The following is a 13070-nucleotide window of genomic DNA, read 5'->3' on the forward strand; positions in this document are numbered from 1 at the left end:
GATGCGCGCGTTCACCGCTGCGGCCGTCCAGGTCGCCCCCGTGCCGGCTCCGCTCAGCCCCGAGACGATCCGCACCAACCTCGACACGTGCGTCGAGATGACCCGCCGGTGCGTCGAGGCAACCGGCGCCGAGCTGGTCGTCCTGCCAGAGACGGCGAGCACCGGCTTCACCCCCGGCTGCTCCAAGGAGGAGCTCTGGGACCTCGTCACCGAGCTGCCCGGCGCCATGATCGAGCCGATCCAGGCCGTGGCCCGTGAGCTCGGCGTGCACATCTGCTTCGGCACCTACGAGCGGGGACCGGAGCGCGGCGTCGTCTACAACTCGTCGGTGCTCATCGGCCCGTCGGGAGACCTGCTCGGGACCTACCGCAAGACGCACCCGTTCTGCTCCGAGATCGTCAGCGGCGGCGGGTGGGTCACACCGGGTGACACCGTCACCGTGTGCGACACCGAGCTCGGCCGCATCGGGATGATCATCTGCTTCGACGGCGACTACCCCGAGCTCTCGCGCATCCAGGCGGTGCAGGGCGCCGAGGTCATCTGCCGGCCGTCGGCACTGCTGCGCTCGGCCGACATCTGGGACCTCACGTCACGGGCCCGCGCCTACGACAACCACGTCTACGTCATCGGCGCCAACGCCGTCGGCGCCGACCCGGCAGGCGTGCTCTACTTCGGCAACTCGCACATCGTCACCCCGATCGGGCACATCGTGGCCAAGGCCGCGACGCATCCGGGCTGGGTCACGGCACGGCTGGACCCGGCCGAGGCGCTCTCGTCGCTGACGCCGGGGTCCAGCGTTGGTCAGGCGTTCGACCACCTGCGCGACCGCAACCTCGACCTCATCCGCAACCACCGCGAGGACCTCGAGCGACCGGCGGAGACGTCGTTCCCGCACGCCCCGATCCACCGCGGCGAGGCCGGCTGACGGGCCACCCCACCGGCCGACGACCATTGGTCGACGTCGACCGCCGTCTGCGGCGTGTCGGCCCGCGTGCCGTCGGCCGGCGCGCACCAACGGTCGTCTGACGGCATACGCGTGCAGTGACGTCAGCCCGCGGGGAGGCCGGAAGCGACCTTCCGGTGCGACATCGCATACACCGCGGCCAGGAGCAGTGCCACGATGATCGCGATCACGAGGACGACGAGGCCGGTGGGGTTGCTCCAGAGCACGAGGACCAGGGCGCCGAGGGCCACGACCGCTCCGGCCGCCACGGCGGTGTGATCGGCGACCGCCGCGCCGACAGGCCCGTTGCGGAGCGAGTCCCAAGCACCTCGCGTGGCCGTGGTCACTCCGCCGCCCGCCCGGGCGAGGAGGGCCCGCTGGCCGAGCAGGACGGCGATCAGCGCCACGACCAGCGCGATGATGAAGATGAGGCGGATGCCGTCGCGGAGGAACCGCGTCACCGTGTCGAAGATGTAGGCCGACGCCTGCGGCGTCACGACGTCGGTCGGCATCTGGTCGAGATAGACCTCGCGCAGCACGACGAGCGCGAGGCGCAGCAACACCATGCCGATCGCCGTCGAGAGCGCCGCCCAGAGCAGGGCGCGGCGCCGGCGTCCCCGAGCCAGCGCGACGGCGCCCGCCAGCAGGACCAGCCCGATCCACGGCAGCCAGTTCGCCAGGGTGTTGAGCCACCGCACGACCTGTTGCGCACGGTCGACGCCTTGGAGGCGGGCGATCTCGATCGTCGCGCCGACCGTCGGGATGTTCTGCGCGATCCCGAGGCCGGCCGTCACCAGCCGTGCCTTCACCTGCTCGATGATCGGGCCCAGGTTGAGCATGACCGCCCCGTTGCTGGACACCGTGACGGCCTTGCCCTGGTCCTCCCCGGTCAGGAGACTGACGAGCGCGTTGTGGCCGGCCCGGTTGGCGGCCGTCCACAGTGTGACGAACGCGTCGCTCGTCACCGCCTTGTGGACCGCGGTCCCGATGAGCCCGGAGACTCCACTCTCGATCGGGGCCTTGAGTCGCGCGGCCTGGGGTGGGAGCGCTTGGAGCGCCTGGTCGACGAAGGCTCCGATGTCGAGACGGGCGGCGATCTGCTGGTTCACCGCAGCCTCCACGGAGGCCTGCACGTCCGGGTTGGATGCCAGCGGCTCCATGTTGGTGACGTAGCGGTCGGTGTCGAGGACCTGGTTGCGGGCCCAGACGGCCGGCACCGCGAGCGTCAGGCACAGCGCGCCGAGGATGGTGAGGATGACCACGGCCGTGGTCCGCGCGGCGTGCCGCGCCCGGACCGCTCTGGGTGACTCGAGCTCGGCGTTGCGACGACGGAGCCGCTCGATCTCGGCCTCGAGCGCCGCCACGTCCCTGGTGCGCACGGGTTGCGTCTGCGCCTTGCCCGTTCCGTCGCCGCCGACGGCTGTGTGTTCGTCCGTGGTCATTGCTTCGCCTCCCAGAGCTCCGGTCGTCATGTCGGCCGAGTCCATGCCTGCTGGTCCGGCCCACGGGTCAGGCCTCCACGCCCACCGTCGCGCCGTCCGGGCAGCGGGTCATCATGCTCTGAGGGTGAGGCTTCCGCACTGGCTGCTCACCCTCTGCGCATGAGGTGGACGCACCCACGGAGGCGGAGCATGGATGCCATGCCACCCGATGCCGACCGCCCTCGCGCCGGACCGCGCCGGGCCGGGCAGCTCGTCGGCCGGGGCCGGGACCTCCAGGCCCAGGCGGGTCGCCGCCTGCTCGACGCACGGGAGGAGCACGTCACGATCAAGCTCCTCACCGATGCCTTCCGAGAGGACCGGGACACCGGAGGAGCCCTGCTCGCCGGTGCCCTCGCCTTCCGGCTCTTCCTGTGGCTGCTTCCTGCCTGTCTGGTCGTGGTGGCGCTCCTCGGCTTCTCGAACGCCGACGAGGTGGGCCGAGGCCTGACCGGCGCAGGACTCGGCGGCTTCACCGCGTCGACGATCGCCCAGGCCACGGCGCAGGCTCATCAGGGTCGGTGGTTCCTGCTCCTCGTCGGCGTCGTGGCGCTCTACTCGACCTCGGTGGGACTGGCGAAGGCCATGTGGATCGGCACGAGCCTCGCGTGGCACCTGCCCGTCTCGAGGCTGCGACGGCCGCCGCGGGCCGCAGGAGCCGTGGTGGCCCTGCTGCTGCCGGCCGTCGCGCTGACCCTCGCGGCGAACTGGCTGCGCTCGGTGACCTACACGATCGGGCTCGTCATCACGCTCGTGATGCTCCTGCTCTACATCCTCTTCGGCTGGTTCATCCTCAGCCTGCTCCCACGCCCCGCGCAGGCCTCGGTCACCGACCTGCTGCCCGGTGCCCTGCTCATCGGGGTGGGCATCCAGGTCCTGCACCTCGTCAGCGCCTTCTACCTCGTCAACCGCATCAGCAGCTCCTCCCAGCTCTACGGCGCGCTCGGCGCGGCCGCCACCCTGCTGCTCTGGGGCTACCTGCTGGCCCGCATCCTCGTCGGCGCCTCGACCCTCAACCACACCCTGTTCCGCTACCGCGACGTGGCCCGGCTGCCCGACCGCCTGTCCGTCGACGAGGCACATGGGTCCTTCTCCGTTCGTGGGCTGCCGGCCCGGCTCCGGGCCGACTGGCGCGGTCTGGTGGCCGACCTGCGGCAGGGCCGCGGGCCCACGACCGGAGGCCCCGCACCTGGAGCGGGGTCGGGCTCCGGCTCCGGCTCCGGCGACGGCGACACGGAGCCGATCGCCACCCTCACGGTCTGGCGCTTCGACGACGAGGACGGCGCCGAGGCGGCCAGCCGCACCCTGGGCGAGCTGGAACGGCAGGGCGCGCTCCGGCTCATCGACGCAGCCGTGGTGACGTGGCCCGTGGGGACCCGTCGGCCGCGGGCGTCGCAGGTCCTGACGGGAGCAGCGACCGGGGCACTCGGTGGCTCCTTCTGGGGGCTGCTCTTCGGCATCATCTTCTTCGCGCCCCTGCTCGGCCTGGCCGTCGGCGCGGCGGCCGGAGCGCTGGGCGGTTCGCTGCGCACCGCAGGCATCAACGAAGCGTTCGTCCAGCAGGTCCGCGACGAGGTCACGCCCGGCACGTCGGCCCTGTTCGTCATGACGACGGACGTGGACGTCGACCGGGTCCGCGACGCGTTCCTGTCCCACCGGCCGACCCTGATCCACACGAGCCTCACCCCCGAGCAGGACGCGGCGTTGCGGGAGTACTTCCGCACCTGAGCCGCGTCACCCCCCGGGCGACGTGGGGCCGTCGTCCGTCGCCCGCCCCTCCTCGGCCTGACCGTCGTCCCGCTCCGAGGCGGACGCCCAGTCGTAGACCACCGACGAGCGCAGGAGGACGTCTGCCCCGGACCGGTTCTCCGGGCTGACGACCACCCAGAGGAGCACCACGGGGAAGAAGACGCACAGCAGGGCCCGCGCAATGGCGACCCACGGCCGCAGGCGCCGCCCGCGCGAGTCGACCACGCGAAGCCCGAGCAGACGGCACCCGTAGCTGCGTCCGGTCGTCGCCCACGCCAGGGCGAGGTAGCAGGCCAGGAAGCCGAGGAAGGCGATGAGCAGCAGGGCGAAACCCGGCTCGGGGAACCGGAAGGTGCGCGGGTCCAGCACGAAATAGGCCGCGACGGCGCCCGCATACCCCAGGGCGACCGCGACCACGGCGACGGCTGCATCGACGGCCGCGGCCAGGAACCGCGTGACGATGCCCGCACGGTGGCCCTGGACGGGTCGCGCGACCCGGGGCACCGCGATCCGCGCGATCGGGTTCCGAGGCGGCTGCGCCGGCTGTTGCACGGCTGTCCTCAGTGCACGAGCCCGGGGTCACCCGGGCCGGGGCGGTTCGTGTGACGCGTGCGGGACCCTTCGGACGCCTCCTCGAACGTCGAGCCCGGGGTTCGCTCAGGTCGGTGGAGAAGCCGGTCGACGACGTGCGCCACCCGTTCGTCCGCCCCGATGCCCTGCCTGCGGACCTCGCGCAGCCCCTCGGACGCCATCGAACCCGTCGAGCTGCGGATGATCCCGGGCAGGTCGATCCCCTCGACGACGTACTCGGCCAGCTCGATGAGGTCGAGCTTGGCCACCACCGCGTCGAGGTCTGCCCGCGCCACGACCCCGTCCACGTCGATCCGGTCGATGATGCGCTGCAGGTCCACGCGTGCCACAGCACGGTCCAGGTCCGCCCGCGCGACCACGGCGTCGACGTCCACCCGGTCGATGATCGCCCCGATGTCGACCCGCGCCACAGCACGGTCCAGGTCCGCCCGCGCCACCACCGCATCCACGTCGACGCGGTCGATGATCGCCCCGATGTCGACCCGGTCGATGATGGCGTCGATGTCGACCCGGTCGATGATCGTGTCGATGTCGACCCGCGCCACAGCACGGTCCAGATTCGCCCGAGCGACCACCGCATCCACGTCGACCCGGTCGATGATCGCCCCGATGTCGACCCGGTCGACGATCGCGCCGATGTCGACGCGGCGGACCACGGCGTCGAGGTCCACCCGCTCGACGGCCCGGTCGAGGTCCACCGCGCGAACGACCGCGTCGAGGTCGACATGGTCGATGACGACATCGGTGACGTCCACGAGCTCGAGGACGGCCTCGACCACGGCGGCCGCGACCCGGCGAGCCAGGTACAGGGCGCGCCGGTCGAGGTCCCGCCGCCGCGACCGCCCGCTCCGGAGCACGTCCTGCGACCAGTCCGTGTGCACGGCCCGGTCCTCCAGCCGGCCCAGAGCCGACGACACAGGGCCCGTGACGAGGCCCGTGACCACCCTCGTGAACAGCGCGGGCGCACGGACCCGCTCGACGGCCCGGCCAGCGGCGGCCGCACCGACCGATGCCAGACCGAGCAGCAGGTCGGCGACGTCAGTCGGGCCGAGGGGCTCGAACCGTGTGACCGGCCCAGCTCGCCCGGCCTCGTGCGCCGCCGTGCTCTCCATGCGTCGTCCTCATCGCCCTCGGCGCCATGGCCCGCACGGGCCGGGCACCTGTGACTGGTTGCACCTCCAGCATGCGTCGCCTCGCCCCGCCGGGCATCACCCTCGGCGAGTGAAGCCGCCCACCTCGGCTCAGGGCCGAAGTCGGGCAGCCCTCTCGGCGAGGTGGCGCTGCTCCGCCTCGTTCGTCGCGGTCGCGGCCGCCCGGTCGAGCAGCTCGGCAGCTGCCGCGGTGTCGCCCGCCATCTCGAGCAGCTGGCCCCGGACGGCGAGCCACCGGTGCGTCGTGCCGAGCCGGTCCTCGACCTCGTCGACCACCTCGATCGCAGCCTGCGGACCGCGCACCATCGCCACGGCCACCGCGCGATTCAGCGTCACCACCGGGTTGCCGGTGACGTCCTCGAGCAGACCGTAGAGGGTCAGGATCTCCTCCCACTCCGTGTCGGCCGCCGTCGGGGCCCGGTCGTGCACCGCGGCGATGGCGGCCTGCAGCTGGTACTCCCCCACGGCCCCGTGCGCCATCGCCCGACCGAGCAGGTCGAGCCCTTCGGCGACGAGCGGCCGGTCCCACCTCGAGCGGTCCTGCTCCGGCAGCGGCACGAGCGCGCCCGAGGCATCGCTGCGTGCCGGACTGCGTGCCTCGAGGAGGAGCATCAGGGCGAGCAGGCCCTGGGCCTCCGCATGGTCGGGCACGCCGCCGACGAGCAGCCGCGTCAGGCGGATCGCCTCGCGGGAGAGGTCGATCCGCTGCACCGTGTGGCCGTGCGTGCTGGCATACCCCTCGTTGAACAGGAGGTAGAGGACGTGCAGCACGGATCGGAGACGGGCATCGCGATCGGGAGCGGACGGCATACGAAAGGGCTCTCGTGAGGCGCGGATGGTCGCCTTGGCGCGACTGATCCGCTGGGCCATCGTGGCCTCCGGCACGAGGAAGGCGCGCGCGATCTCACCCGTCGTCAGGCCGCCGACGGCGCGCAGCGTCAGCGCGATCGCCGATGCCGGGGTGAGCGACGGGTGGCAGCACAGGAGCAGCACCGTGAGGCTGTCGTCGTGGTCGACGGGGTCGTATGCCGGCACCTCCCAGGCGATGACGCGCGCCTCCCGGTCGCGCCGGGCCGCGTCGCTGCGCCACACGTCGACGAGGCGCCGCGAGGCCGCGGTCACGAGCCAGGCCCGTGGCTCGTCCGGCACACCGTCGACGGGCCAGTGGCGCGTCGCGGCCAACAGGGCCTCCTGCACGGCGTCCTCGGCCGAGTCGAAGTCGCCGAAGCGGCGGCTGACGATGCCGACGACCTGCGGCGCGAGCGCGCGCAGCAGGTCGTCGACGGCGGGAGTTGCGCTCAGCTGGAGGCACCCGCCGTGCGCAGGAAGGCGTCCATCTGCTCGGGGTCCGCGGGCGCGTGGTCCATGACCTGGCGCACGTGGATGGGCTGGCGCGTCGGGCGGCCGCCGCGACCGGGGACGGCGGACATCCGGGAGGCGATCTCGAGGGCGCGCTCCTCCGAGTCGACCTCGACGACCTGGAAGCCGGCCATCCACTCCTTGAACTCCTGGAAGGGGCCGTCGGTGACGACGGGCGCCACGCCGTCGGACCGGACGATCTTGGCGAGGTCGGGGCCGGTCAGGATCGTGGACGAGACGAGCTCGCCGTTGGCCTCGAGCTCGCCGATGAGCTCCCCGTAGTAGTCGAGGTGGGCCTGGACCTCCTCGGGGGTCCAGTCCGACATCGGGGCCGGGTCGTCGCCGGCCTGGAAGTCCACGCCGATGAGGTACTGCGTCATGTCTCACTCCTTCGTCGCGTCGTGCCAGCATGGCACGCTCACCCGGGGGACGGAGGCGGCGACGCGCGCTCGACATCCATCTCCGACATTCGAACAGGTCTGGCGAGGATTGGCCCAGAACCGGGCAGGTGTTGGCACGAGTTGCCAACGCCCGGCGAGGGTCCCCGCCGGTTGAATCCTCACCATGACAGCAGGCACCTCCCCCGGCCGCCGGATCCGCATCGGCATCGACACGGGCGGCACGTTCACCGACGTCGTCGCACTCGACGAGGACTCGGGCGAGCTCGTCACGACGAAGACCCCCTCGACGCCGAGCAACCCCGCCGACGGCTTCCTCACCGGCGTCCGCAAGGTGCTCGACCTCATGGGCGCGAGCGGCGACGACATCAGCGCCGTCTCGCACGGCACGACCGTCGCGACCAACAAGCTGCTCGAGGGCAAGGTCGAGGCGCTCGGCTTCATCACGACCGAGGGCTACGAGTTCATCCTCGAGATCGCCCGCCAGGCCGTTCCCGACGGCTACGGCAACTCCTACTTCTGGGTCAAGCCCCCGCGCATCGTCCCGGCTGACTTCGTCAAGACGGTCGGCGGACGCCTCGACTTCGAGGGCAACGAGATCCGACCCTTCGACGAGGAGCGGGCCGTCGCGGTGGCCCGCTGGTTCCGGGAGCGCGGCATCACGACGATCGCCGTCTGCTTCCTGCACTCCTACGCCGACGACACCCACGAGCTCGCCATGCGCGAGGTGCTGCGCCGGGAGCACCCCGAGGCCGTCGTCTCGATCAGCTCGGAGGTGCTGCGCGAGTACCGCGAGTACGAGCGCTCGATGACGACCCTCGTCGACGCCGCGGTCAAGCCCAACGTGTCGCGCTACGTCCGCAACATCCACGAGCGCCTCGACGAGTTCACGGGTGGCGCCTCGATCCCGTTCTACGTGATGAAGTCCAACGGCGGCGTGCTCTCGGCCGACGAGGTCGTGCACCAGCCGATCACGACGGTCCTCTCGGGCCCGGCCGCCGGTGCGCTCGGCGCCGGTCTCATCGCCGGCCGAGCGGGCTTCGACAAGGTGCTCACGTGCGACGGCGGCGGCACCTCCACCGATGTCTCCGTCGTCCTCTCGGGTGAGCCGACGTTGACGACGGAGGGCACGGTCGGTGCCTACCCGAGCAAGATCCCGATGATCGACGTCGTCACGGTCGGCGCCGGCGGCGGCTCGATCGCGTGGATCTCTCCCGAGGGGTCGCTCAAGGTCGGGCCCCAGTCCGCCGGCGCCGACCCCGGCCCGCTCTGCTACGCCAAGGGCGGCACCGAACCGACGATCACTGACGCCCACGTGACCCTGGGCCGGATTCCCCCGCACCTGCTCGGCGGGGAGATCCCGCTCGACGTGGAGGCAGCGCGAGCCGGGGTGTCAGCCCTCGCCGACCGCCTCGGCCTCGACTTCGAGCGCTGCGCGACCGGCATCCTCGAGATCTCCGCGTGGAACCAGGCCAACGCCCTGCGCCAGGTGAGCGTCAAGCGCGGTCTCGACGTGCGCGACTTCATGCTCGCCACCTTCGGCGGGTCCGGGTCGCTGCTGGCCTGCCGCCTCGTCGACATCCTCGGTCTCGCCGGCGTCGTCGTGCCCCAGAACCCGGGCAACGTCTCCGCCTTCGGGCTGCTCACGGTCGACGTCAAGAACGACTACGTCCAGACCGCCGTGTCGCGCCACTCGTCCCTCGACCACGCCGCCGTGCAGAAGACCTTCGACGACCTGACGGCGAAGGCCGCGAGCGCCCTTGACGCCGAAGGGTTCTCGCGCGAGAGCCACCGCTACACGCGCACCGTCGACCTGCGCTACTTCGGCCAGGCCTACGAGGTCCGAGTCGCCGCGCCCGAGGGTGACGTCGACGAGGCGTATGCCGCGGGCGTCGCCTCGCGCTTCCACGACGAGCACCGCGCGCTCTACGGCTACGACTTCCGGGGCGACCCGACCCAGCAGGTGGAGTGGGTCAACCTCCGCGTCACGGGTGTCGGTCCGATCACGCGCCCCGAGCTGCGTGACCTCGCCGCCGCCGACGCCGCCGGCACCCCCGACGTCCGCGAGCGCGCCCACCGCAGCGTTCGGCCCGTCTGCTTCGACGCCGACGCCGGCTACGTCGACACCGACGTCTGGTGGCGTCCCGCCCTGCTCGCCGGCGACACGGTCGAGGGCCCGGCGATCATCGAGGAGTTCGGCTCGACCGTCCCCGTCCACCCCGGCTTCGTCGTCCGCGTCGACACGCTGGGCAACCTCGTCATCACGAAGGAGGCCTGACATGTGCTTCTCCTGCCAGACCGCGGCCACCCGGCTCGCCCCCGTCGACGCCGCCACCGGTTCGCACGGCACCGCGCCGCACGTCGGCGACGCCGGCCGCGACGAGCGGGTCCCGAACCCCGCCGGGCTCCCCACGGCATACGAGCACGGCAACCGCCTGACGCCCGAGGGCAGCACGGTCGACCCGATCCTCGTCGAGATCGTCGAGGGCACCCTCGCCAGCGTCGAGATGGAGGTCGAGACCGCCATCGCCCGCACGTCGCGCTCCCCCATGATCCGCGACGCGCACGACTTCCGCGCCGGCATCCACGACCGCCAGCTCCGCAAGCTGACCGGCCGCTCCTACAGCGCGCTCGTGCACCCGATCGCCCGCGACTTCCCGCTCTCCGAGATGGCCGAGGGCGACGTCTTCTTCCACAACGACGTCTACGAGTCCGAGGGCGGCATCGGCCACCTGCCCGACCTCTGCGTCACCGTCCCGGTCTTCTCCGGTGGCGAGGTCGTCGCCTTCGTCCAGGCGTTCGGCCACCACGACGACATCGGCGGCGCGGTCCCCGGCTCGATGCCGAGCAACGCCCAGACGGTCTTCGAGGAGGGCCTCTCGGTGCCACCGATCAAGCTGTGGGACAAGGGAGTTCCCAACCAGGCCGCGTTGCGCATCATGACGCGCAACAGCCGCATGCCCGACAGCCTCGCGGCCGACCTCGACGCCGAGTGCTCGGCCTGCCTCATGGGCGCGCGCCGTCTCGGTGAGCTCTTCGAGCGCTACGGCCGCGACACGATCGAGGCCGCCTTCGACGCGATCCTCGACAAGACGACCGAGACCTACCGCCGCGAGATCCTCAGCAAGATCCCCGACGGCACGTACGTCTGGGAGGACTACGCCGAGCACGACGGCGTCGACGAGCCGAAGCTGCACACGCAGCGGATCACGCTGACCAAGCTGTCGACCGGCGGCCCCGGCCCGGGCGACGGCGGACCCAAGCTCGTCATCGACTTCACCGGCACGGCGCCGCAGGCCAAGGGCCCGATCAACCACTGCGGCGACTACGTCGGCGGCAACTTCCTCAAGAAGTGGCTCGCGCCGATCCTGCGCAACCTCGCGGACACCCCGGAGCGGATGGCCGAGCTCGACGTCAACGAGGGCATCGTGCCGCTCATCGAGATGAAGTTCCCCGAGAAGGGCACGCTGCTCACGCCGATCTACCCGGCGCCGACCAACGCGCGCACCTTCGTCATCCTGCGCCTGCTCGGCGTGCTCGCCGGGGTCGTGGCCAAGGCCGTCGACGGCAAGATGCCCGCCGACCAGGAGACGATCCGCTACACCGGCGTCTACGGCAAGGACCGCGACGGCAACGACTACCTCATGCGCGAGGTGCTCGGCGGCGGCTCGGGCGGTCGCTACTACGCCGACGGTGAGGACACGATCCACGTGGTGCCCGACAGCCGCAACCTGCCGACCGAGTTCACCGAGAGCCGCTTCCCGTTCATCGTCGAGCGCCTCGGCCTCGCGGTCGACTCGGGCGGCGCCGGTCGCCACCGCGGCGGCCTCGGCTACGAGAAGCACATCCGCATGCTCAAGGACGCCCACTTCATGTCGATCGCCGACCGGTCGATCCTCGCCTGCTGGGGCGTCAAGGGCGGCAAGGCCGGTCGTCCATTCGAGGTCACCGTCGACGTCGGCGGACCCGAGGAGCGCACCGTCGACGCCCTCGCCGACGCCGAGGTGGTCAAGGCCGGTCAGGTCATCCGCATCCGAACCACGGGCGGCGGCGGCTGGGGCGACCCGCTCGAGCGACCCTACGACGAGGTGGAGCGCGACCTCCGCTGGGGCAAGGTCTCCTTCGACGGCGCGCGCCGCGACTACGGCGTCGTCGCCACCGGCGACCTCGACAGCCCGGTCATCGACTCCGACGCCTCGGACGCCCTCCGCGAGCAGCTGCGGGCCGACCGGGACGACGAGCAGCCCTTCTTCGACCGCGGCCCCGGCTACGCCACGCTCGCGGCCGGACGGACGGCGGCGGATGTCGACTGGGTCTGACGATGGCGACGGTCCTCGTCATCGGCGCGGCCGGCAAGACCGGTCGCGCCGTGACGGCGGCGCCCACCTCCCGAGGCGTCGACGTGCGCGCTGCCGTGCGTTCGGCACCACGGGCCGAGATAGCGTATGCCGTTGGGGCCCGGTCGATCTCGGTCGTTGACCTCGAGTCGGGTGCCGGTCTCGACGAGGCCGTCACGGGTGTCGATGCGGTCTACCACCTCGCGCCCAACGTGCACCCCGACGAGGTGGGCATGGCCGACCGCGTCGCTCGCGCGGCGGCGCGGGCAGGCCTGTCGCGCTTCGTGTTCCACTCCGTGCTGCACCCGGATGACGCGTCGATGCCGCACCACCTCCGCAAGGCGGAGGCCGAGAAGGTCGTGCGCGCCCACCTGCCCGGGGCCACGGTGCTGCGTCCCGCGGCATACCACCAGAACCTCGTCGGCGCGGCCCTGGCCGGGCGTCTCGCGGTGCCCTACTCGCTCGACTCGCCCTTCACCAACGTCGATCTCGCCGACGTGGCCGAGGTCGCGGCGACGGTGCTGACCCGCCCCGGCCACGAGGGCGTCACCTACGACCTCGCCGGGCCCGAGGTGCTCTCGGTTCGCGACCAGGCGGTCGTCGCGGCGGACGTGCTCGGGCACCCCGTCGAGGCCGTTCGCGTGGAGCTGTCCGGCTGGGTCGCCGGGCCCGGCGCGTCCCTGACACCCCAGGCGCGTGACGACCTGCTGGCCATGTTCGCGTCCTACGACCGCGGTGGCCTCGTGGGCGACGCGTCGACGCTGCGCCGCCTCCTCGGAAGGGATCCGCATTCTTGGGCGGAAACGCTCCGCCTGGAATCCGACTCGATGAGGCAGTCGTCAAATACGGTTCTCTGACAAGGGGATTCGTGGACCAACCTGCTGTCCGTCGGCCGGTCGGCACCGTGACGCCACCATGCCGGGCCGTTGCACGAGGGACACAACCAGAGCCTCCTGCCGCTGTCACATGTTGACGAAGAGTGACGTTCACCACCGCTGGCACAGTCCTCGCAACGGCACAGGGCCGAACTCACACCGGCTCCTCGCGGACGCCGGAGCACCCTT

The 13070-nt window shown here is 71.9% G+C and carries 10 protein-coding genes; 5 read left to right on the forward strand and 5 right to left on the reverse strand.

Annotated features, from left to right (window positions below; translation table 11 throughout):
• Position 1 precedes the first annotated feature (1 nt).
• Positions 2-925, forward strand: coding sequence for a carbon-nitrogen hydrolase family protein (locus ABD831_RS15580; RefSeq protein WP_344948549.1), 924 nt, complete (start codon positions 2-4; stop codon positions 923-925).
• A gap of 122 nt (positions 926-1047) precedes the next feature.
• Here the strand turns inward: ABD831_RS15580 and ABD831_RS15585 are convergent, their stop codons facing one another.
• Positions 1048-2385, reverse strand: coding sequence for a hypothetical protein (locus ABD831_RS15585; protein ID WP_344948552.1), 1338 nt, complete (start codon positions 2383-2385; stop codon positions 1048-1050).
• A 189-nt stretch (positions 2386-2574) separates the two neighbouring features.
• Here ABD831_RS15585 and ABD831_RS15590 point away from each other — a divergent pair, with 189 nt between their 5' ends.
• Entirely contained in the window at positions 2575-4149 is a 1575-nt protein-coding gene (locus ABD831_RS15590; protein ID WP_344948555.1) for a YhjD/YihY/BrkB family envelope integrity protein, read from the forward strand.
• 6 nt (positions 4150-4155) lie between these two features.
• On the opposite strand, the gene ABD831_RS15595 is transcribed toward ABD831_RS15590, so the two are convergent.
• From ABD831_RS15595 to ABD831_RS15610, 4 genes are all read right to left on the reverse strand, one after another.
• Positions 4156-4722 carry an RDD family protein gene (locus ABD831_RS15595; RefSeq protein WP_344948558.1) on the reverse strand — a complete coding sequence of 189 codons (567 nt, stop codon included), beginning with the start codon at positions 4720-4722 and terminating at the stop codon, positions 4156-4158.
• An 8-nt stretch (positions 4723-4730) separates the two neighbouring features.
• Positions 4731-5873 (reverse strand): hypothetical protein, encoded by a 1143-nt coding sequence (locus tag ABD831_RS15600; RefSeq protein WP_344948561.1) that lies wholly within the window; start codon positions 5871-5873, stop codon positions 4731-4733.
• Positions 5874-6002: 129 nt separating this feature from the next.
• Positions 6003-7214, reverse strand: a complete 1212-nt coding sequence (locus ABD831_RS15605; protein WP_344948994.1) for an RNA polymerase sigma factor — start codon at positions 7212-7214, stop codon at positions 6003-6005.
• Positions 7211-7651, reverse strand: a complete 441-nt coding sequence (locus tag ABD831_RS15610) for a YciI family protein (protein WP_344948564.1) — start codon at positions 7649-7651, stop codon at positions 7211-7213. The genes ABD831_RS15605 and ABD831_RS15610 overlap by 4 nt, the downstream gene beginning before the upstream one ends.
• Positions 7652-7835: 184 nt before the next feature.
• Here ABD831_RS15610 and ABD831_RS15615 point away from each other — a divergent pair, with 184 nt between their 5' ends.
• The 3 genes from ABD831_RS15615 to ABD831_RS15625 are packed head-to-tail and all read left to right on the forward strand — an operon-like array spanning position 7836 to position 12863.
• The gene (locus ABD831_RS15615) at positions 7836-9947 is read left to right on the forward strand and encodes a hydantoinase/oxoprolinase family protein (protein WP_344948567.1); all 2112 of its coding nucleotides are present in this window, start codon (positions 7836-7838) and stop codon (positions 9945-9947) included.
• Between the two features lies 1 nt (position 9948).
• Positions 9949-11988 carry a hydantoinase B/oxoprolinase family protein gene (locus ABD831_RS15620; RefSeq protein WP_344948569.1) on the forward strand — a complete coding sequence of 680 codons (2040 nt, stop codon included), beginning with the start codon at positions 9949-9951 and terminating at the stop codon, positions 11986-11988.
• Positions 11989-11990: 2 nt separating this feature from the next.
• Positions 11991-12863, forward strand: coding sequence for an SDR family oxidoreductase (locus ABD831_RS15625; protein WP_344948572.1), 873 nt, complete (start codon positions 11991-11993; stop codon positions 12861-12863).
• Positions 12864-13070 lie beyond the last annotated feature (207 nt).

Origin of the sequence: Terrabacter ginsenosidimutans (assembly GCF_039539425.1) — a bacterium.
GTDB lineage: Bacteria > Actinomycetota > Actinomycetes > Actinomycetales > Dermatophilaceae > Terrabacter > Terrabacter ginsenosidimutans.

Coding starts and splice junctions, on each gene's coding strand:
- ABD831_RS15600 (WP_344948561.1), bottom strand. CDS start 5,873: ATGGAGAGCACGGCGGCGCACGAGGCCGGGCGAGCTGGGCCGGTCACA.
- ABD831_RS15585 (WP_344948552.1), bottom strand. CDS start 2,385: ATGACCACGGACGAACACACAGCCGTCGGCGGCGACGGAACGGGCAAG.
- ABD831_RS15625 (WP_344948572.1), top strand. CDS start 11,991: ATGGCGACGGTCCTCGTCATCGGCGCGGCCGGCAAGACCGGTCGCGCC.
- ABD831_RS15590 (WP_344948555.1), top strand. CDS start 2,575: ATGGATGCCATGCCACCCGATGCCGACCGCCCTCGCGCCGGACCGCGC.
- ABD831_RS15610 (WP_344948564.1), bottom strand. CDS start 7,651: ATGACGCAGTACCTCATCGGCGTGGACTTCCAGGCCGGCGACGACCCG.
- ABD831_RS15580 (WP_344948549.1), top strand. CDS start 2: ATGCGCGCGTTCACCGCTGCGGCCGTCCAGGTCGCCCCCGTGCCGGCT.
- ABD831_RS15620 (WP_344948569.1), top strand. CDS start 9,949: ATGTGCTTCTCCTGCCAGACCGCGGCCACCCGGCTCGCCCCCGTCGAC.
- ABD831_RS15615 (WP_344948567.1), top strand. CDS start 7,836: ATGACAGCAGGCACCTCCCCCGGCCGCCGGATCCGCATCGGCATCGAC.